The following is a 20,730-nucleotide window of genomic DNA, read 5'->3' as shown; positions in this document are numbered from 1 at the left end:
TATGCAAAAAGAATTTGTTTTATCACCAGGAGAAGGTCATTTCTTTTTCGGGTTCCATGACCTGGTAGCATGGAATTTTACAGGCAATAAACTGTTGGCCTTACAGGCGCCGGATATAACAGCGCCTCCTGATCCGCGTATCGCATGCGGTATTGGCTATTTCGATGCGGCACAGCAATTCCGCGCGCTGGGTAAAACGTATGCATATAACTATCCCCAGGGGGCGCGGCAGCAGTGGATTGGTGAAACAGATACTTTTATTGTGAATGACCGGGTGGGAGAAAAATGGGGCTCCCGGATCTATGATGCAGATAACGATAAATGCGTAGCTACGTTACCGTTGCCTGCACATGTGATCACGGATAAGGGTGTAGCTTTTGGGTTAGACTACGCCCGGTTATTCCGCGTAGGTGGATATGGTTATACCGGACTTCCAGACAAACAGGCGCATATCCATGCGCCTGCGGATTCCGGCATTACAGTACATAATATTTACACCGGCGAACAATCGCTGTTGCTCTCAGTAGCCGCAGTGGCCAATTACCGGATGAACCCTTCGCTGGGCCAGCATCATTACATCACTCATCTCCTGCTTAACCCGTCACAGAACCGGTTGGCATTTCTGCACCGCTATAAATTGAAAGACGGCGGAGAAACCACGCGGCTGATGACAATTGGCACAGATGGCAGCGGGCTCGCATGCCTGGCCACCGGGTTCCTCAGTCATTTCGACTGGAAAGACGACAGGCATATTGCCATCTGGGGCAGAACAGGCAGCGGTATCGAAAAACTGCGCGGTTCACTGCTGTATAAAATGATGCCGGCAGGACTGATAGCCAACGGTAAAAAAGTACTGAAAAAATTATTGTATACCCGCGAAAAAGGAGCTAAAGCCGTGGCGCCATTTAACTGGCTGTTGCTGGAAGATACGGACAACGCGGTACCCGCTATGCTGGCAAAAGATATTATAACGGAAGACGGCCATCCGATGTTTTGCCCGGCCAACCGTGACTGGATGATCTGCGACACCTATCCGGACCAGCATGGCATCCGTACGCTCTTCCTTTTCCAGTACAGTACGCAGAAGAAAACGACATTAGGAACCTACCGCATGATCGATACGAAACCAGACCTCCAACTGGCCGATCGTTTACTGGAGGGAGTAGACGAGGGTGTATTGAAAGCGTTCTCACTGGAGCAGATGGCATTCACCAGGAGTGGATTGCACTGCGATCTGCATCCCCGCTGGAAACGCGATGGAAGCCTGGTAGCCTTCGATTCTATTCACGAAGGCCACCGGATGATCTATGGATACGATGTAAGCAGTATTGTTCACGCTAATAAAAAAGTGCCCGTATGATAGCAATCGTGCAGCCATTGGTACCGCATTACAGGGAACATTTCTTCAATCGCCTGCGCGAACAGGCGCCGTTTGAACTGTATTGTTACAATGGAGCGGAGGCCATGCAAAAACAAAACCTCTCTGCCGGCCGCACTCCCGCTAAACCATTGCCGGCCTTGAGTATTGGGCCTTTTGTACTTTACAACCCGCTGCGCCTTTTTAAATCAGACTATAAGGTATTGGTGCTGATGCTCAACTTCGCACATATATCTACCTGGATAATCCTGCTGCTGAAACCTTTCCTGAAACAAAAGGTGATCCTTTGGGGACATGGGATTTCTGTGAAAAGGTATATCCGGGAAGAACAACAGCCCAGCCGCCTGCTGAAATGGATGATGCAACTGGCAGACGCCACCTGGTTCTATACTTCCCGCGAAATGGAGTTATGGCAACAGGTTATCCCTGCATTGAATGCAGTATCCCTGAACAATACTATTTCAGAAGTAGAACAGATCCTACAACAACCGGTTCCTGACAAGATGTTGTTGCGAAAAAAATATGGTATCCGTACAAAAAGGGTATTGATCTACTGCGCACGGTTCAATGAACCAGGAAGGCGCATCGATCTTCTTTTACAGGTTATCGCGGCAACCGACCCGACAGAATACGGCTTTATCATTATCGGCGCAGGAAAATACAAACCCGATTTCAGCGCCTATCCGCACGTGAGCGACTTTGGCGCCGTGTACGACCCGGCGGTGAAACAGGAATTATTCGGCCTTGCAGACCTTTATTTCCAACCAGGATGGGTGGGCCTGTCGGCCGTGGAAGCCATGGCCTACGGCAAGCCGGTATGCACTTTCAAACGCAGCGAAGCAGTATTGCAATGCGTGGAATACAGTTACATTAAAGATGGCCATAACGGGCTGATATTTGAGAACATGGAGCAATGCCTGCATGCGCTGGATACAATTTCCGATGATGCGATCAGCGACATGGGTCAACAGGCCAGGCGCTTTGTAAAAGAGAACCTGACTATGACAAACATGGTGGGCAATGCCTCGCATTCGCTGCATGCTATGATCCGATAATACTCATTTTATGAAGATACTTTTCATCGTTCCATCTTATAAGCCTGCATTTGTATATGGCGGACCAATTGTGGTAATTGCCCGCCTGGCAGAACAGTTAACGCAGATGGGACATATTGTTGAGGTATATACTACTACCGCCAACGGCGGAAAGGAGCTGGAGGTGGCAGCCAACAGCACCATCATGGTGGATGGTGTAAAGGTAACTTACTTCAAACGGATCACCGGCGACCATACGCACGTGTCGCCCGCTTTATGGAAAGCGGTTTGGAAAAATGCACAACAGTTTGATAAAATACATATCCACTCATGGTGGAACTTCCTGGTGATCGGCGCCTCATTTATATGCAAGTGGAAAAAACTGAAACCCTTGCTTTCGCCGCACGGCATGTTCTGCGACTATGTATTCACTTCCAGGAATAACCGCAGCAAACAACTGCTGCATAATGTAATGGGCAAACGGCTGTTGCGCAATACTTACCTCCATGTTTCCTCGGAAATGGAATGGAAGGAATGCCAGCAGGTAAATAAGGGATGGGAAGGAGGCCAGGTATTTAACCTGGTGGAGCTGCCCGAGGGCAGTTATAAACGAAAAGATAACAGTGCATTCACCATCAGTTTTTTGTCGCGCGTCGACCCCAAGAAAGGATTGGATCTCCTGATACGGGCGCTTTCGGGAGTATCATTCCCCTATCGCCTGCAGATTGCCGGCACGGGCGATGAAAAATATATCCTGGAGCTGAAAGAATTAATTGCACAATTGGATATGGAAGAGAAAGTAGACTGGGTAGGCTGGAAAGGCAGCGAGGAAAAATTTCATTTTCTTGCCGCTACCGACCTTTTTGCCCTTACCTCCCGCAATGAGAATTTTGCGATCGTGGTCATAGAAGCCCTATATGCCGGCACCCCGGTATTGATCAGCGACCAGGTAGGATTGGCGGGCTATGTAAAGGACCATAACATGGGTTGGATCACGCCGATAGACAGTATAGAAACGATCACCCGTCAACTGGAAGAAGCCTTTAAAGATAAATCACGGCGGCAATACATTACCCGCCACGCCCCCGGGCAGATCCGGGATGATTTTAATGATGCCAGGCTGGCATCTTCATATGTTCAATTATACGAAAAATGTAACTAGATGGAATTGGCTGTAGTGATACTAACCTATAATGAATCATTGCACCTGGCGCGATGTTTACGTAGCCTGAAGCAGATAGCAACTGCTATTTACGTGGTAGATGCTTTCTCTACCGACGATACGGCAGCCATCGCAGAAAGCTATGGAGCAAAGGTCTTTCAGCGTAAATGGGTCAATTATGCCGACCAGTTTCAATGGGCGTTAGACCATGCGGGCATCACAGCCCCCTGGGTCATGCGCATGGATGCAGATGAATACCTGGAACCAGGGTTGGTACGGGAGATAAACGAACGCCTGGATACTATACCGGAAGATATAACCGGGATATATATACGCAGGAAGGTATTATTTAAAGGAAAATGGATCCGGTATGGCGGCTTTTACCCGCATACGCTTCTCAGGATCTGGCGCAACGGAATAGGCAGTATTGAACAACGCTGGATGGACGAGCATATCGTATTGTCTGGCGGCCATACCCTGCGGTTCGACGAACACATCGTGGACGATAACCTTAACTCTATTCACTGGTGGGTAAATAAACATAACAACTATGCTATCCGGGAAATGGTGGATCTGCTGAATATCCGTTATGGTTTCTGGCAAACAGACGACCGCCTGTTAAGAGCGCGGGGCTCGCAGGCCCGTCGCAAACGGTTCCTTAAGGAAAGAGTGTATGCAGCACTCTCACCGGGCGCCAGAGCTTCCATGTATTTCCTTTTCCGTTATGTGCTGCGTTGCGGGTTCCTTGACGGCTACAAAGGATTCCTGTTCCATTTCATGCAGGGATACTGGTATCGTTTGCTCGTAGACGTTAACGTACAGGAATTTCAACAAAAGCTGAAAGGCGGAGAAAGCAAGGAAGATATTATGGCGCTGCTGAAACAGGATTATAACATTCATATCTGATATCGTATGGCAACCAATCTCGCAGCTTTTAACACCGGTAATTATTATGCCGGCCCCAAATGGAAAGTGCTGGCCTGGTACTTCTGCAATTATTATGTGCTCAATAGCGCATTCCCCTGGCCATATGCGATGAAAAGTGCGCTGTTACGGCTGTTTGGCGCCAGGGTAGGTAAAGGCCTGGTTATAAAAACAAAGGTCCGCATCAAGTACCCCTGGCGGTTAACCATTGGCGATCATTGCTGGCTGGGAGAAGGTGTTTGGATAGATAACCTGGCGGATGTAACCCTGGGCGATCATGTATGCATTTCACAGGGCGCGCTGCTGCTGACCGGCAACCACGATTACAAACAACCGGACTTCCCTTACAGGCTTGGAAATATTCATATAGAAAACGGGGCCTGGATAGGCGCAATGGCGGTGGTATGCGCCGGCGTGACGTGCGGATCGCACAGTGTGCTCACGGTGGGCAGTATGGCGTCGAAAGACCTTGAGCCCTGGCAGATCTATTCCGGCAACCCGGCGGTAGTGGTACGTAAACGGGAAATGGCAACACACCCGCTCACCCTTCTAAACATGGCGGCTATATGAAAAAAAGTGCTGTACTGTTATTGTTCATATGCATGTGGCTACGGCTGCAGGGGCAACATTGGCTGACGGATTCGCTTGAAGTACATGCCGGCGCCATTGGCACGGTAGCTACAAAAAACTATATGCCATTGTGGATGGTATCAAAACGGTTTGGCACCATCAGCGACCGGAAAGGAGATGTCTCTGCACATCTTGGCTTCAGCAAGCAATATATATGGCAGGAGCGTTTTTACCTGAAGCTGGGGCTGGATGTGTATAACAATAACCAATTTACTAGCACCTTCATTGAACAGGGATTTGTAAAAGCGGGATATAAGAACTGGGAAATACGCGCAGGGCGGTACGAAGAGATCACCGGGGAAGCAGATCCCCTGCTGAGCAGCGGTTCGCTTGGGATCAGCGGCAATGCCCTGCCCATCCCGAAGGTAGGGCTGGCAGTAACCAGGTATACCAATGTACCCTGGACAAACGGATGGTTGCAGTTCAAGGGATTGATCAGCCACGGCTGGATGGGAAAAGACCAGTTCATTAAAAATGCCTGGTTGCATGAAAAAAACTTCTATCTCCGGATCGGGAAAAACAAGCTTAAACTATTTGGAGGCATACAGCATTATGCGGTATGGGGCGGCAGCCGCAAGGACCTTCCGGCTATCACCCGCAACTGGCAGGGGTTTATGGATGTATTGCTTGTAAAAACAAAAGACGACGGTACTGTAGGCAACACGAACATACAACCCAACCGGCCAGGCGATCATCGCGGTATTATTGAAGCGGGAATCGACTGGGAAAATGAGCTGCTCGCGCTGCGCCTGTTCAACCAGACGCCTTTTGAATCCGGCCAGGGCATCGATATCCGGAATATAGACCGGCTGCTTGGCATTACGTTTACCAATAAAAAGGCTGGTAGCTGGCTAAGTAAAATAACAGTAGAATTTCTTTATACAAAGCAGTCAAATGATTTTTACCTGCAACGTCTCAGGGAAAGTTATTATAACAACGGCGTGTACCTGACCGGGTGGGATTATCATGAACGTATAATCGGAACTCCACTGTTCACAGACCGTTACAGGGGGCAGCACTACTTTCCCGGGATAAAGCCACTGGACTGGGACCTGCCCAAAGATTCCCTTCGCGGGAAAGGCGGCAATATCATCAATAACCGCGTAGTGGGTGGTCATATCGGCCTCCTGTATCGCCTGGCGGGAAAACTATCCGGCAGAACGCTCATCACCTTTACACAGAACTATGGCACTTATACCAATCCAGCGCTGTTCACGCCGCCAAAGCGGCAATGGTATACGCTGGAGGAACTGCAATACCAACTGCCGGGGAAAGGCGTATTGCTCACTGCCTCCCTGGCTGTGGATCAGGGGCAACTGACCAACAACGTCGGGTTTATGCTGGGTATTCTGTGGAACTGGAAAAGCAAGATCTAAATATAACGTATATGAGTAAACGAGTATTACTGATAGGCGGTAACTTTTCTCCGGAGCCAACAGGCATCGGAAAATACAACGGTGAGATGATTAGCTGGCTGGCAGACAACGGCTACGACTGTACGGTCATCACTACCTATCCTTACTATCCGCAATGGAAGGTTCAGCCGCCTTATGACCGGGCGCGGAACTGGTTTAAGAAAGAAGTGGACGGGAATATTACAATATACAGGTGCCCGCAATATGTGCCGGCCAATCCTTCCGGCAAGAAGCGGATGTTGCAGGATATGTCTTTCGCCGCATCCACATTCTTTAAAATAATGCAACTGGCGTTTGGCCAAAAATTCGATATCGTGATAACAGTAGCTCCGCCATTTCACCTGGGCCTGCTGGCAACCTTATACAAAAAGTTACGGGGCGCCACGTTCGTATACCATGTGCAGGACCTGCAGATAGAAGCGGCGCGGGATTTAGCGATGATCCGATCTAAACGCCTTATCAATATGCTGTTGAGGATAGAGCGGCTCATCCTGCGGAATGCGGATCATGTAAGCAGTATAGCCGACGGCATGATCCGTAAAATAGGCGATAAAACAGGCAGGGAGGTCCTTCTTTTCCCTAACTGGGTGGACGTATCAAAATTTCATCCGTTAACAGATAAAGCGGCATTGAAAGAAGCATTTGGCTTTGCGGCAACCGATAAGATCGTTTTGTATTCAGGAGCGATCGGCGAAAAGCAGGGACTGGAATCATTGCTGCATGCAGCCGCTGCATGGAAGCACGAGCCGGGTATCCGGTTCCTTATCTGTGGTTCAGGCCCGTATAAAGCCAGGTTGGAGCAAATGGCCGAACAACTGCAACTGGAGAATACCACTTTCCTGCCGTTGCAGCCTGCAAGTCAGTTCAATCAATTCCTGAATATGGCAGATGTACACCTGGTGATCCAGAAGTCGCATGCCAGCGACCTGGTGATGCCTTCCAAGCTCACCACTATCCTGGCGGTAGGAGGCATTGCGCTTATCACTGCCAATCCCGGCACTGGTTTGCATGAACTGGTGAGCCGGCATAATATGGGGATACTGGTAGATGCCGATAACCAGGAAGCTTTGCAAACCGGCATTGCCAGGGCCATATCGCAAAACACGACAGATATTGCGAGAAATGCCCGCAATTATGCAGCAACCCATCTTTCTATTTCGGCTGTAATGACGCGCTTTAAAGAACAGGTAGCGTAGCTATTATTGATCAACCATCTCTTTTTTATGTTGAACCGGTATCTTAAGATTTGCAGTATCCAGTTGATTGTGCTGGATTTTATTTCTCTGAATGTCCTTTTTTACCTTACCAGCTCCTGGTTGCAGCGGTACGACCGCATGCAGGACATCAACGTTGATATTTTCCTTGCAGCGTCCAACCTCTCCTGGATGGTAGCCCTATATACTACAGGCATATATTTCCTGAGCCAGCAATTATCGTTTGACCGCATTGCACGGAAAACAGTGCAGAGCGTTCTCCTCTACTTGTTGTTGTTATTGCTGTTCCTGTTCTTTTCCAAACAATTATATTCCCGCCTGTTCATCCTTATGTACTGCACAGGTTTTATCCTGATGGTGATATTAGGTCGCTGGATCTTTTACCGTGTCACCAGCCATATCATGCATCGCAGGGGAGTAGAAAAGAAAGTGGTGATCCTGGGGTATAATGAGCTGTCGAAAGAACTGGCGAGCAAGCTGCTGGAAGATAACAGCAATCTAAAATTTGAAGGATATTTCGAGGAGCAAAACAATGTACATGAGCTCTCCTATTACCCGGTGATCGGCAACCTGGCGGCCTGTGTGCCGTATGCGCAGGCTAATAACATCCGGGAGATCTACTCTACTTTATCTCCCGAAAAATTCCCTTACTTATACACACTCGCAAGGGAAGCAGAATTAAACCTCATCCACTTCCGGTTTGTACCAGACTTTAAGTTGTTTGTAAACCGCCAGATCTTTATAGACTATTTCAACAACATTCCCATCATATCATTGCGCGCCGAACCGCTGGATGATATTGCCAACCGTATACGCAAACGGGTGTTCGATATTGTGTTCAGCAGCCTGGTGATCATCTTTATTCTCACCTGGCTGATCCCTTTGCTGGCGTTACTTATCAGGCTGGAGTCGGCTGGCCCCATATTTTTTATCCAATACCGGACCGGCCGCAATAACCAGAATTTCCCCTGTTTAAAATTACGCAGCATGTACGTAAACAAGGACGCCGACTCCCGCCAGGCAACGCGCAACGACAGCCGCTTTACACGCATAGGTCGCATACTCCGTAAAACCAACCTGGACGAGATGCCGCAATTCCTCAACGTCTGGATGGGACATATGTCGATAGTTGGGCCACGCCCGCATATGCTGCGACATACCGAAGAGTATTCCCGCGCTATCCAGCAGTATATGATCCGTCATTTCCTCAAACCCGGTATCACAGGATGGGCGCAGGTTAGCGGCTTACGGGGCGAGATCACGGACGAAGCGCACCTTCGCAAAAGAATTGAACACGATATCTGGTATATGGAAAACTGGTCGATATACCTGGATCTGCGTATTATATTCCTAACGATCCGGAATACGATCAAAGGAGAGGAAAATGCATTTTGAATGACGGTCACCTTACGCGTGTTTTTGCTTGTATGATGCGGCGCTGAAGGGTTGACAAACTGGCCTGTATAAAGAAAATATAGAAAAAAATTTGGAAGAATAGAATGCTTGCTTATCTTTGCGCTCCCTGAATGCCCAGATGGCGAAATTGGTAGACGCACTGTGTTCAGGTCGCAGCGCCTGCAAGGGTGTGCTGGTTCGAATCCAGTTCTGGGCACACAAAAGGGTTGTAAGTCATTGATTTACAACCCTTTTTATTTGTGTCAATGTCGGTTTTCCACGCTTTTCCACGCTTTCTCCCACTATTTCCGACACATTTTTGACACACCAAATGACACACCAATTTCATTTGCTATTATCAGCACCCACCCGTCAATATCAGGGTAAAAAGCGCCAATTTTTCATCTTTAAAAAAAGTACTGTCACCTTCAGGCAAGTTGGCATACGTACACGTGTGTACGAAAAAAAATCTTTTTTGTACTTCTTCCCGCATTCTCCCCTTTCCGGTTTTCAGGCTACAATCCAGGCTGGTCCGGTATGTTCCTTGTGCCTTATTGTTATCACCTTTAAAAATTGTGCGGTATGAATTTCTTGAAGCGAAAGAATAAGAAGGGGAATAAAATTATCTTCTATTACGACTATGGCCGTAAAAAAGGACAACGGCCAACTACAGGTATCTTTATCTACACTAAGCCCAAAAATCAGACAGAGAAGAATCATAACAAGCAGTCATTGTCTTTAATTGAGCTTAAAAAAAGCCAGCTGACTATCGAAAAGCAGGCGGTTGGTACAGCCTTTATCCCCCAACATAAATTCAAGGCCAATTTTTTGGACTATTATACCGATTATGTAAAGCAGCATCAAAGAAAGGGCAATCGCCACCTGCAAAACAGCCTTACTCAGTTCAAGGCATTCATGGGAAAGGATTTTGTGGCGCCAATAGAAATTTCAGAGAATCTCTGTAAAAGATTCAGGCGATACTTGTTGGATAAATATACAGGAGAAACTCCTTCCGATTACTATTCCCGCTTCAAATGGGTGTTGGCAGCAGCAACTGTAGACGGCTACTATCTACAGAATCCAACTGAAAAGGTAAGTGCAAAATCTAACCCAAGTACTAAACTGAAGGAATTTCTGGAGGTGGAGGAATACCTGGACCTGATAAAGACACCATGTCTGAATGCAGAAGTTCAGGAAGCCTTCATTTTCTGTTGCTATACAGGATTACGCTGGGTAGACGTGTTTACTTTGAGTTGGGAGCAATTAAACCGTTCGGTCCTTACGACACGTATCATTCAGGCAAAAACTGGCCTGCCCGTTACCCTCACTTTACATCCCATAGCAAAACTGATTTTAGAAAAACGGAAAAGGCTGCTGGATAACCGGGATAACAAAAAGGCATTAGTATTCCGATTACCGTCGGCTGATGGGGCCAATAAGATTTTGCTGCAATGGATAAAGGCCACAGCCATCAATAAGCACATCACCTGGTCATGCGCTCGTTTAAGTTTTAGCATCCTCCTACAGGATAAACTGGTAGATGATGCAACAGTAGCCTATTTACTCGGTCATGCAACAACCGAACAGGTACGAAAAACATACAAGCGCCACCGGCCAAAGGACCAAACAACTACCATAAGTAATTTGCCCAGTCCGGAACTATTACCTTATTTTCTTAATATTTAGTTTGGCAGCAGCGGCTATTAAGGGTGAGGGCTCACCAGACATCATAACATGCAGCTCCTCCCTTTTAAAATAGCCGCTGCTATTTTTTGCAATTCCGAATTCTTCACATCTCCTGGAAAACTGGGTTCTGCCGAGATTCGTATAAATAAGCGCTTCCTCAACTTTCAGAAAGGGTTTAAAACAAAGTGCGATGGCCCGCATTATTATTAATTCATCCTTACTTACCATTCTACAACGTTTTATACTACAAATGTCCAATGAAAAAGAAAGTTTTTTTACATCAGGGCTTACAGATGTGAAAAGGAATCTGGTAAGGCAATGATCTACTTTCTATTTTAATCAATCGTATATATACCTGGCATTTTTGCAGTTGATGAGAGGGGAAAGCACACAGAAACAGTCGAAGCCTGTTTTTTTAGCTATTGCCGCTTTCTTTGCTTCTTTCTTTGGGGGGCCACCAAAGAAAGAAGGGATGAGCAACAGGATACAGATGAAAGTCGCCCGCAGTAGGTTATTTGCTACTTTGAATCTACAAACTTCGTCTGAATGATGTATTCAGCAAGCGCCATTGCCGACGCTTGCTGAATATTTGATCATTCTGGATTATAACTTTCTATAAAGGCATCAGCCGCGTAAATACCGGCATTGTTCAGTTGTCGCTGCCAGGCCATTTCCTCGTAACAAAAATTAAAGCCATACTGACGCCGTAGTTTCGTTCTCACTTCCTTATTGGGTTTGGCAGGAAAAACTAACTGAATCCTGTTTGCTTCTACGTTTTCCACAATTCGCACCCCTTTTTCTGTTCTTTCTGTCGTTGTCTTTTGCGTCAATATTTCCAGGCTGGCAATACGTTTCCGGGTGTTATTGATAACGCTGTTATTATTTGTCAATTTATAGTCAGGGAATCCTTTCCGGCCGATCCAATCGGGGGTATTAAGTTTCTCCCACATAGCGTCCGTAGCTTTAGGGATTTTTAAAAACGCCGCTTTATCATTTTTTCGGATGGCCTTATTTGCTGATTTCATAAATTCCTGTAAGGCAGTCAAATCATTCAGTTTTTGGTGAAGCAGTTCCAGGGCATCAGGATTGTCAGATGAAATAGTATGGTTTTTCTCAATGTTTTTTGCCTTATCCTCATAGTATATTGCTTTATCGCTTGCTTCATAGCTTTTGCGCATATTATTATCAATTTTTTTTTGTTCACGCCGATGCCGTTTTTCTGAGTGATGACCTACCAGAATCGGTTGACCAGGAGGTATAAAAATTGATATATGTTTTGCAGCATTATAAAAGCTATCTGAGGCACGCTCGTTCTTTTCAGCTTGTGCTTTGGCAAACGCAATACGATTTTGTCTGCGCTGATGATAATTATATTTCATACAGTAAATTTTAAAAGTGAGGGAAATAGGCTGCCAGAAATTCCAGCAGCCTGAAAACAGAAACGATATTGTTTAAAGTGAACTAATGAGAGAGCATAGAAAACGCCGCTATGATTTTTTTGCTCATTTCCTCCGCCTCTTCACTGCGGTGCTGGTTTTTATCTGGATGCCATTCTTTAATTAACTGCCGGTATGCTTTCTTAATTTCTGCCTGGGTGGCGCCGGGTGATATCTGCAAAATATTGTAAGGTGTTTCCTGCTGTCTGCTTAAAATGGATTCGGCTTCTTCCTTACTCATCCGCTGATTAAACGCCTTTTTCCACTGTTTCGCGTTTCCGTATCCATCGCGGGTATCGTAGGTTTTATAACCGTCCAGAAATGATTTAGCCATGTCTTTACTGATTTATAATATTGACTTCAAACGGTTGTTTCATCCAAAAGGAATTGATATCACTTTTTGCGCACGGTATCATTGTAACAAGAGGATAGATAATCCGTTGCCGGTTAGCAGATTCCCAATTAATCCGTTTAGGTTCATCATGTCGGATACCTATGGCAGTTGTATATCGCTTCCATCCTATACTTCGGGCGTAGGCTTTTATAGCATAAGCCTTCAATTCCCGTGAGCACTTAGGGGCACCCATATTCGGGATACCATGCTTTTTATAAAGGATTCAAAAGGCTCGCCATTTCTGCTGGCATTTTCAAAAGAAACGACACGGGCAGATACACCTTTTCCTTTCTGATAATTGGCAACACTTTCGATCCAGACCAAGTTAAAGTCAAAATGCTTATCACATTGCTGAATAAATTCAAGCGTTTCTTCACGTTCTTTACCTGTATTAGCAAACACCACCGGCATTTCAAATTCATCCTGCATGTTGGTGAGAAGCCAATGCGTCATAAATGCACTGGTACGCCCACCTGAAAAACTTATCAACAACCTCTTTCTCATACAACAATTTTTCACACGTTTACACCAGCATTGGCTGCGCCAATGGAGTTTTTGAAGCCATTTTGGCGAGAATAAGCTATTTACGTGGTCGCTTTATCCTGGCCGCACCTTTCTCTTTCATCGTTTTTGATCGCTTGAACTTTTTTTCAAAGAGACGTTGATTATTTTTTTCCACTTTGTCTTCAAAACCCTGGGGAGAGGGAATAAATTCATCGGTCAATGGTTGACCGGCAAGGAGCTTACAAAACCGATCATACGCCTGGTCCAGGGTAGGGAGTTTGGAAAGTTGTTTAGAAAAATCTTCGGATAATTCAATAGTTTGGCCGTTGGCTCCCCGCAGATGCCGGAAAAAGTAAACCGACATGCTTTGCAAGAAGAAGATATCTTTTGTATTAAGGCGGTAGAAATTTAGATCAACGGCTAAAGTATCCTTTGTTCCCATTTGGGGATTAGGAAACTCTTTAATCGCATGGGCCAGAACGTACGTTTCTCCCAGTTTGTCGTTTTCTTCGATCAGGGCAGTTATCTTCTTATCTATACCTAACTCGTTCAATTCCGCTGCTAAGGACGTATATTTATTCTGTGGCATAGGGAAATATTAGCAGTGAATAGATTTTTTGTTTAATGGTTTACCTTTGGAAAAGGAGGCTACCCAATTATATGCGAGGACTTTCCAGTTTTTCACTGGGGCTTTATTTTCCAACATCCAGTTATGAGAGGTATAATATAGATAGAATGCTTCGGCATACATGGGACGTAGACCGAGTATAGTAAAATATACCGTTACGCTAGTTAAATCAGGGGGCGTAAAACTTGTTTTTGACTTGACCATACACTGAGTATTTTATACGGTCAAAGGTGGTGTAACAACCATGCGATATTTTACACCAGGGCTGTTATATGTAAAGAAATGTCCCTGTTGTTAATTAGCAATGCTTTTTGAGAGCGCAATGTTTTTGCTGGACACCAGTGAAATAATCGAAGTAGCTCGGATACCTCAGTACATAATTCTATGTAAGTAGAAAAATGGAGTTGACTATGGGAGAATCTGCTTTATCGGGCTTTATAATAAAATAGATTATATCCTTTATTTAAACGTTGCCATATCCGGAAATTTTAATCAGTTGTTTAATCTCTTTTATACATATTTTCCTGCCCTTGGCTGTAATAATACCGGCAGCTTTAAATTCGGTTAAAAACCGAACGATATTTTCATTTCCGGTGCCGACAATATTGGCTAAATCGGTACGTGAAAGGTTGATCATAATATCTTCACCCTCTTTTGTCTCCGCTTTAAATTTTTCGCGCAAAACAATTAAGGTGATAGCCAATCTTTCCTTTACGGAACGTTGTGCAAAAACAGAGATACTATTTGTTAGTACCGCAAATTCATGGCTCAGTACTTTAAGCAGCCGGCGTGGCAACTCAATGGATTTGCCTAAAACTTTTAAAAAATCATCTTTAGGAATGAATGAAATAACACTCTCTTCAAGAGTGGCAGCAGAATCCGGATATCGTTCATCAGCTAAAATAGCGTGGTAACCAATTAATTCGCCTGTGTTTGCTACATAAATTATTTGTTCCCGCCCAGACTGATCTACCTGATATTTTTTAATCTTACCTTTTTTAATAAAATAAATACCAGCTGCTACTGCTCCTTCTCTAAAAATGATTTCCCCTTTGCCATAACGTTGCTCCTGCATATAAGAATATAGATCGGCGAATTCGTTTCCTGGCAAATCATTTAAAATCGACTGAGTTTTAAAATTCCATTTGTCAATAGGAAATAGACCTGTTAAACTCATAAATATGTTATATAAGCGATAAAAAGTGACTTTTTTCAATTTTTAAATTGAAAAGTATCAGTTAAATCAAACTGAATCAAAGGTACCTTTGCATTATGAAAATATCAACAATTTCTCGCCCCAGGATCAATTTTACTTCTAATCATGAGTGGATCGATTTTAACGGCTCAGTTGGGTTTGTCGGTGTTTCTATGTACAGGCTGAAAGGAATTAAGAATATTAATAATATTAAGTGGCTCAATCCGAAGGGTATTATTGATCAAGGGAGCATTATTGCTGAAATCCATACATCTGACGAAATTATCCCTATACTTGCTCCTATTCATTGTAAATACCTTGGACAGAATCAGAAACTATCCGGAAATCTAAACCTTATTCTGGAAAGCCCGCAAGACAAGGGATGGATATTTTTTGTCACCCCCTTAAAATTTTATAGCCAGGAGCCTCTTTTGTCACCAGAAAATTATCAAAAGTTAATTCAGGGTAAGGTAACTCATTAATTATTGGTTATGGGAAAGGTTCTTCTTAAATCTGCAAGGTTCATGACTGATGCAACATTTGACTGGCTATATCCTGAAAGGATACAGCAATTGTCAAAGCGGCATTGGACACCGGTAAGAGTGGCAAAAAAAGCTGCCAGCTTTCTTGCCGCGGAAAATGGTAAAAGCATACTTGACATCGGCAGCGGTGTTGGAAAGTTTTCACTTATTGGTGCTCATTACTTTCCTGAAGCTACATTTTTTGGAATTGAACAAAGAAGCGAGCTACATCATTACGCGTTGGCAGCAAAGGAGTTTACCAGGATAGAAAATGCGGAGTTTATGCATGGAAATTTCACCCAAATCGATTTTGCTCAGTTTGACCACTTTTATTTTTATAATGCTTTCTTTGAAAATATCGACTCCAAAGATAGAATAGATCACTTGATCGAGTACTCTACCAGTTTGTACCACTATTATTCACGATACTTATATAAAGAATTAAATGACAGGCCGCGTGGAACCAGATTGGTGACTTACCACAGCCTGGAAGATGAAGTTCCACCTAGTTATCAAATTGTAGAAGCCTCCAGGGATTTTCTATTAAAAATGTGGGTTAAGAAATGATAAAGATCCGCCGGCAAATGTTGATCGGGATAGCTTTTGTGTCTATTGCTATTAGAGCTCTTACAGCCTGTAATGGACACCAATTAAATCAGGACAGTCAACCCTTGACCGCTACATTCGCTTGGAATACCCTGAAGGATGGAAATAAGCGATTCGTACACCACCATCAAATCCATCCGGATGTTACGCAGCAACGAATAACTGAAGTTGCACAACAGCAGCATCCCTTTGCAATTATAGTTAGTTGTTCAGATTCAAGAGTGTCTCCTGAACTTATATTTGATCAAGGGCTGGGCGATCTATTTGTTATTCGATCTGCAGGTAATTTACTTAGTGCTATAGAAATGGGTAGTATTGAATATGGAGTGAAACATTTGAGTATTCCATTGGTAATAATAATAGGACATGAGCGGTGCGGGGCTATCGAAGCATTTACAAAGCATGAAGTAGCAAATGGATACCTCAAATCTATATTAGATACGCTAAATAATGAACCGGAAATAAAAGCAGTTGTTGATAACTCAAATTATGTTGAAGCCTGTGTAAAGGCTAATGTTAGGCACATGTGTCATATGGTAGTTTTAGATACCAGTCTCGCCAAAAGATTACAGAGCAATGAATTAAAGGTTTTAGGAGCGGTTTATAATTTGGAAAGCGGTGAAGTTGAGTTCTTACAATAAAAACATTACTTATGACTATAAACGAATATGTCTCTATTATAATTAAACAAATTCAGATGGCAAAAGATGATGTTGAAATTGAGGAGGTCATTCAAATTGCCATTTCTAATATGACAGCGAAGAAAATAAATGGCTTTCTAGTTCAGCGATGCATGGACAAGTTGAAAACCGCGATAGAAGAACTAATGGCTCTTACACACAAAGATGATCTGAGAGGTCGCTATCAATTCGCTCTTAAAATTATTCAAAGTAAAATAGTTAGACAGGTAATCGAAGACTAGGCGAAAAAATAGAAAAAATGAAAAAATCAAATTTTATTTTAAGTATTTTAAAGAATAAATGTCCCCGTTGCAGGAAAGGGAAGTTATTCAAGAACGATAATCCATACGATTTAAAAAAGGTGCTGGACATGCATGACAACTGCCCTGTATGTGGTCAGCGGACAGAACTCGAAATAGGATTTTGGTATGGAACAGGGTACGTAAGTTATGTATTGGCAGTTATGTTTTCCGTTTTTAATTTAATTTGGTATTGGCTGATATTTGGTATAACATGGAGAGATAATAGTATTTTTCATTGGCTAATTGTCAATGGCATTATACTTACACTCTCAATGCCATTGCTGATGCGACTTTCCAGAACTTTATACTTAACCTTTTATGTAGGTCATGATCCCGAAGCCGAAAATCTAATGAATCGAAGGAAAGTTGAGAAAAATATACAAAAAATACCATCTTCATAAATTGCTTGTTCACGAACTACCGATAGTGGCAAAACTATGTTTTAAGTATTTCTTATGTTTACTCCTAAATTACTCGAAACATTAAAAGGATATACACGCATTCAATTTGTTAGGGATTTACTCGCAGGATTGATTGTCGGTATTGTAGCATTGCCACTTGCAATTGCCTTTGCGATTGCATCCGGCGTATCGCCGGAAAAAGGACTTTACACTGCTGTTATAGCAGGGTTCATTATTTCAGCTTTTGGAGGAAGTAAGGTGCAAATAGGTGGTCCTACAGGCGCCTTTATTATAATAGTTTATGGTATAGTACAGCAGCACGGTGTCAGCGGCCTCATTATCGCCACCTTTATGGCTGGAGTTATCCTGATTATAATGGGGATAGCACGACTCGGATCTGTAATAAAATTTATACCACATCCTCTCATAGTAGGTTTTACGAGCGGTATCGCACTAGTAATATTCTCATCACAGATAAAAGACTTCTTTGGATTAGAAATAACATCATTGCCATCGGATTTTATTAAAAAATGGATCGTATATGGGCAAAAGATTTCTTCCATCAACTATTATTCCCTGGCTATTGCTGTTTTCACAACACTTGTTGTTTTTCTTTGGCCTAGAGTTACTCACAGGGTTCCGGGGTCATTGGTGGCAATCATTCTATCGACGTTAATCGCTACATTCTTTCATTTACCGATTGACACCATAGGGAGCAGATTTGGAAGAATTCCCACTTCGCTACCACTGCCATCTCTTCCCAATCTTGATTTTGATACAATAAAGCTATTGATACAACCTGCTTTTACTATCGCATTGCTTGGAGGGATTGAATCACTGTTATCAGCTGTTGTTGCCGATGGAATGATTGGAGGGAAGCATAAAAGTAATATGGAGTTAGTTGCGCAAGGGATTGCCAATATTTTTTCGTCCCTTTTTGGAGGTATTCCAGCCACCGGCGCAATTGCAAGAACCGCCACCAATATTAAGAATGGCGGCCGTACACCCGTAGCCGGAATAATTCACTCACTAACATTATTGTTGATTATAATGTTTGCTGGCAAATGGGCTGCGCTTATCCCTATGGCAACATTGGCAGGCATTCTGGTAGTAGTAACCTATAATATGAGTGAGTGGGAAAATTTTGTTTCTATAGCTAAAGGCTCGAAAAATGATGCCGCTGTTCTTATTGTCACATTCCTTTTAACAGTAATAATCGATCTGACAGTAGCGATAGAAATTGGTATGGTACTTTCAATGTTTCTATTTATGAGAAAAATGGCGCAATTCAGTAACGTTAGTGTAATATCGAAACAATTTAATGGTAACAAAGCGAATAATGATCCTTTAGCAGTATCTAATTTCATAATACCGCACGGGGTTGAGGTGTTTGAAATAACAGGCCCTCTTTTTTTCGGTGCAGCATATAAATTCAAGGACGCCATTAGAATAATAGAAGCTGCTCCACAGGTATTAATTATCAGAATGAGAAATGTACCTATTATAGATGCTACAGGTATTCAAATAATTAAAGAAGTAAGTAAGGACATGAAACATCAAGGAACAAAATTGATTTTGTCTGAGGTGCTTACAAAAGAAGTATTCGACGAATTGAGGAAAGCCCGCTTATTATTCAGTATAGGAAAATCGAACGTTGTTGAAACGTTTGCTAAAGCCATAGAAAGAAGTGAAAAAGTGATCCTTGAAAAAAAGGGAATAAATTAACATAAAAAGCTATTATATCAAAAACCAATCATTTTTTTTCTGCGTATCGCATATTTGAAAGTTAGACAAAAATGATATAGTGTCGTGGATGACAGTACTATATCTGATTTGATCAGTAGGAAAAAAGGGGCCCTTTTGAGCCCCTTAATTCAATTGTTCATTTGAAAATGTTGGCAGGATAAAAAACACTGTGAACATATAATAATTATTAACAGGGTATTAATTTAAATGTTGAAAAAATGGATATTTTCGAGAAACTTTTGAAAAACCTTGGACCAATAGGTGAGCATGCTGAACGTGCTCATGGTTATTTTGCTTTCCCAAAACTAGATGGAGAAATTGGTGCTCGCATGAACTTCCGCGGGAAAGAAAAAATTATTTGGAGTTTGAATAACTACCTGGGCCTTGCTAATCACGCCAAAGTGCGTGAAGTAGACGCTTCGGCGGCCAAAGAGTTTGGACTGGCGGCGCCTATGGGGGCACGGATGATGAGTGGTAACACCAACTATCATGAGCAATTGGAAAATGAACTTTCTAGTTTTGTTCAAAAGGAAGCGACCATTTTATTGAACTATGGTTATCAGGGGATATTAAGTGCTGTAGATGCACTTTGCAGCCGTCGTGATATAATTGTATATGATGCAGAATGTCACGCCTGCATTATCGATGGGCTTAGGTTGCATCCTGGATATCGTTATGTCTTTAAACATAATGATATTGGTGATTGTGAAAAACAACTCCGCCGTGCAACAGAAATGTTGAAAAATGTCAGTGGCGGTATATTGTTGATAACGGAAGGCGTTTTCGGAATGGCGGGAGATCAGGGAAAATTAAAAGAAATTGCTGCTCTAAAACAAAAATATGATTTTCGTTTATTAGTCGATGATGCACACGGTTTTGGTACAATGGGAAAAACGGGTGCCGGCACTGGAGAGGAGCAAGGCATACAAGATCAGATAGATTTATATTTTTCAACCTTCGCAAAATCGATGGCATCTATAGGCGCTTTCATGTCCGGTCAGAAAGAGATTGTAAATTTCCTAAGATACAATATGCGTTCTCAAATATTCGCTAAGTCTCTTCCATTGCCTATTGTAATAGGCAATATCACACGCTTAGAGTTATTGCGAACTGAACCAGCTTTGAGGGAGAGACTATGGGAGAATGTCGAAAAACTTCAGCACGGCCTATCAGCGAGAGGGTTTAATATCGGAACAACAAATTCGCCTGTTACTCCTATCTATCTACAAGGTGATATTCCTGAAGCCACAGCTATGTGCCTCGATTTGAGGGAGAATTACAACATCTTCTGCTCTATAGTTGTGTATCCAGTAATTCCTCGTGGGCAAATAATTTATCGGCTAATACCTACTGCAGCACACACAGATGAAGATATTACACTAACCTTAGAGGCTTTTAGTGAGGCAAAACATAAACTTGACTCTTTACAATATAATGTTGCCGAAATTCCACTTGTCTGATTCTACTTACTACCATTAC

Annotated in this window: 22 protein-coding genes and 1 tRNA gene; 17 read left to right on the top strand and 6 right to left on the bottom strand. The window is 43.3% G+C overall.

Annotated elements, in window-relative coordinates; genetic code table 11:
- Nucleotide 1: 1 nt before the first annotated feature.
- From BLV62_RS10835 to BLV62_RS10790, 10 genes are all read left to right on the top strand, one after another.
- Nucleotides 2-1,360 (top strand): hypothetical protein, encoded by a 1,359-nt coding sequence (locus BLV62_RS10835; RefSeq protein ID WP_089761499.1) that lies wholly within the window; start codon nucleotides 2-4, stop codon nucleotides 1,358-1,360.
- Nucleotides 1,357-2,433, top strand: a complete 1,077-nt coding sequence (locus BLV62_RS10830; protein ID WP_089761497.1) for a glycosyltransferase — start codon at nucleotides 1,357-1,359, stop codon at nucleotides 2,431-2,433. Before BLV62_RS10835 ends, BLV62_RS10830 begins: the two co-directional genes overlap by 4 nt.
- A gap of 10 nt (nucleotides 2,434-2,443) precedes the next feature.
- Nucleotides 2,444-3,574 (top strand): XrtY-associated glycosyltransferase XYAG1, encoded by a 1,131-nt coding sequence (locus BLV62_RS10825; RefSeq protein ID WP_089761496.1) that lies wholly within the window; start codon nucleotides 2,444-2,446, stop codon nucleotides 3,572-3,574.
- Nucleotides 3,575-4,480, top strand: a complete 906-nt coding sequence (locus BLV62_RS10820) for a glycosyltransferase family 2 protein (protein ID WP_089761494.1) — start codon at nucleotides 3,575-3,577, stop codon at nucleotides 4,478-4,480.
- A gap of 6 nt (nucleotides 4,481-4,486) precedes the next feature.
- Nucleotides 4,487-5,068, top strand: a complete 582-nt coding sequence (locus tag BLV62_RS10815) for a WcaF family extracellular polysaccharide biosynthesis acetyltransferase (RefSeq protein ID WP_089761493.1) — start codon at nucleotides 4,487-4,489, stop codon at nucleotides 5,066-5,068.
- The gene (locus tag BLV62_RS10810) at nucleotides 5,065-6,504 is read left to right on the top strand and encodes a capsule assembly Wzi family protein (RefSeq protein WP_089761491.1); all 1,440 of its coding nucleotides are present in this window, start codon (nucleotides 5,065-5,067) and stop codon (nucleotides 6,502-6,504) included. Before BLV62_RS10815 ends, BLV62_RS10810 begins: the two co-directional genes overlap by 4 nt.
- An 11-nt stretch (nucleotides 6,505-6,515) precedes the next feature.
- Nucleotides 6,516-7,739: a WcaI family glycosyltransferase gene (locus tag BLV62_RS10805; protein ID WP_089761489.1), complete on the top strand. Its 1,224-nt coding sequence runs from the start codon at nucleotides 6,516-6,518 to the stop codon at nucleotides 7,737-7,739.
- Nucleotides 7,740-7,766: 27 nt separating this feature from the next.
- Nucleotides 7,767-9,152, top strand: coding sequence for an undecaprenyl-phosphate glucose phosphotransferase (locus tag BLV62_RS10800; protein WP_089761488.1), 1,386 nt, complete (start codon nucleotides 7,767-7,769; stop codon nucleotides 9,150-9,152).
- 133 nt (nucleotides 9,153-9,285) lie between these two features.
- A tRNA-Leu gene (locus tag BLV62_RS10795) sits at nucleotides 9,286-9,369 on the top strand.
- Nucleotides 9,370-9,734: 365 nt separating this feature from the next.
- The gene (locus BLV62_RS10790; protein ID WP_089761486.1) at nucleotides 9,735-10,838 is read left to right on the top strand and encodes a site-specific integrase; all 1,104 of its coding nucleotides are present in this window, start codon (nucleotides 9,735-9,737) and stop codon (nucleotides 10,836-10,838) included.
- Here the strand turns inward: BLV62_RS10790 and BLV62_RS10785 are convergent.
- The 6 genes from BLV62_RS10785 to BLV62_RS10760 form a co-directional block, all read right to left on the bottom strand.
- Entirely contained in the window at nucleotides 10,815-11,066 is a 252-nt protein-coding gene (locus tag BLV62_RS10785) for a hypothetical protein (RefSeq protein WP_089761484.1), read from the bottom strand. The two genes, BLV62_RS10790 and BLV62_RS10785, sit on opposite strands and share 24 nt — an antisense overlap.
- 365 nt (nucleotides 11,067-11,431) lie before the next feature.
- Nucleotides 11,432-12,217: a DUF3560 domain-containing protein gene (locus BLV62_RS10780; protein ID WP_089761482.1), complete on the bottom strand. Its 786-nt coding sequence runs from the start codon at nucleotides 12,215-12,217 to the stop codon at nucleotides 11,432-11,434.
- 82 nt (nucleotides 12,218-12,299) lie between these two features.
- Nucleotides 12,300-12,608 carry a J domain-containing protein gene (locus BLV62_RS10775; RefSeq protein WP_089761481.1) on the bottom strand — a complete coding sequence of 103 codons (309 nt, stop codon included), beginning with the start codon at nucleotides 12,606-12,608 and terminating at the stop codon, nucleotides 12,300-12,302.
- 222 nt (nucleotides 12,609-12,830) lie between these two features.
- Nucleotides 12,831-13,172 (bottom strand): phosphoadenosine phosphosulfate reductase domain-containing protein, encoded by a 342-nt coding sequence (locus tag BLV62_RS10770; RefSeq protein WP_089761479.1) that lies wholly within the window; start codon nucleotides 13,170-13,172, stop codon nucleotides 12,831-12,833.
- Nucleotides 13,173-13,248: 76 nt separating this feature from the next.
- Entirely contained in the window at nucleotides 13,249-13,761 is a 513-nt protein-coding gene (locus BLV62_RS10765) for a hypothetical protein (protein WP_089761477.1), read from the bottom strand.
- 502 nt (nucleotides 13,762-14,263) lie between these two features.
- Nucleotides 14,264-14,977, bottom strand: a complete 714-nt coding sequence (locus tag BLV62_RS10760; RefSeq protein WP_089761475.1) for a Crp/Fnr family transcriptional regulator — start codon at nucleotides 14,975-14,977, stop codon at nucleotides 14,264-14,266.
- A gap of 95 nt (nucleotides 14,978-15,072) precedes the next feature.
- Here BLV62_RS10760 and BLV62_RS10755 point away from each other — a divergent pair, with 95 nt between their 5' ends.
- From BLV62_RS10755 to BLV62_RS10725, 7 genes are all read left to right on the top strand, one after another.
- Nucleotides 15,073-15,477 (top strand): biotin/lipoyl attachment domain-containing protein, encoded by a 405-nt coding sequence (locus BLV62_RS10755; RefSeq protein WP_089761473.1) that lies wholly within the window; start codon nucleotides 15,073-15,075, stop codon nucleotides 15,475-15,477.
- 42 nt (nucleotides 15,478-15,519) lie between these two features.
- A complete protein-coding gene (locus tag BLV62_RS10750; protein WP_225889561.1) occupies nucleotides 15,520-16,083 on the top strand; it encodes a methyltransferase domain-containing protein in 564 nt (187 codons plus the stop codon).
- Nucleotides 16,080-16,763 carry a carbonic anhydrase gene (locus BLV62_RS10745; protein ID WP_089761469.1) on the top strand — a complete coding sequence of 228 codons (684 nt, stop codon included), beginning with the start codon at nucleotides 16,080-16,082 and terminating at the stop codon, nucleotides 16,761-16,763. Before BLV62_RS10750 ends, BLV62_RS10745 begins: the two co-directional genes overlap by 4 nt.
- Nucleotides 16,764-16,819: 56 nt before the next feature.
- The gene (locus BLV62_RS10740) at nucleotides 16,820-17,044 is read left to right on the top strand and encodes a hypothetical protein (RefSeq protein WP_139170100.1); all 225 of its coding nucleotides are present in this window, start codon (nucleotides 16,820-16,822) and stop codon (nucleotides 17,042-17,044) included.
- 17 nt (nucleotides 17,045-17,061) lie between these two features.
- Nucleotides 17,062-17,505: a DUF983 domain-containing protein gene (locus BLV62_RS10735; protein WP_139170097.1), complete on the top strand. Its 444-nt coding sequence runs from the start codon at nucleotides 17,062-17,064 to the stop codon at nucleotides 17,503-17,505.
- 54 nt (nucleotides 17,506-17,559) lie between these two features.
- Complete coding sequence (locus tag BLV62_RS10730; protein ID WP_089761465.1) at nucleotides 17,560-19,230, top strand: SulP family inorganic anion transporter; 1,671 nt, start codon at nucleotides 17,560-17,562, stop codon at nucleotides 19,228-19,230.
- Between the two features lie 239 nt (nucleotides 19,231-19,469).
- Nucleotides 19,470-20,711 carry an aminotransferase class I/II-fold pyridoxal phosphate-dependent enzyme gene (locus tag BLV62_RS10725; RefSeq protein ID WP_089761464.1) on the top strand — a complete coding sequence of 414 codons (1,242 nt, stop codon included), beginning with the start codon at nucleotides 19,470-19,472 and terminating at the stop codon, nucleotides 20,709-20,711.
- Nucleotides 20,712-20,730 lie beyond the last annotated feature (19 nt).

The sequence above is a fragment of the Chitinophaga terrae (ex Kim and Jung 2007) genome, from assembly GCF_900107795.1.
Classification (GTDB): Bacteria; Bacteroidota; Bacteroidia; order Chitinophagales; family Chitinophagaceae; genus Chitinophaga; species Chitinophaga terrae.
Note: the sequence above shows the minus strand (reverse complement) of the source record. Positions and strands in the feature narration are given on the sequence as shown.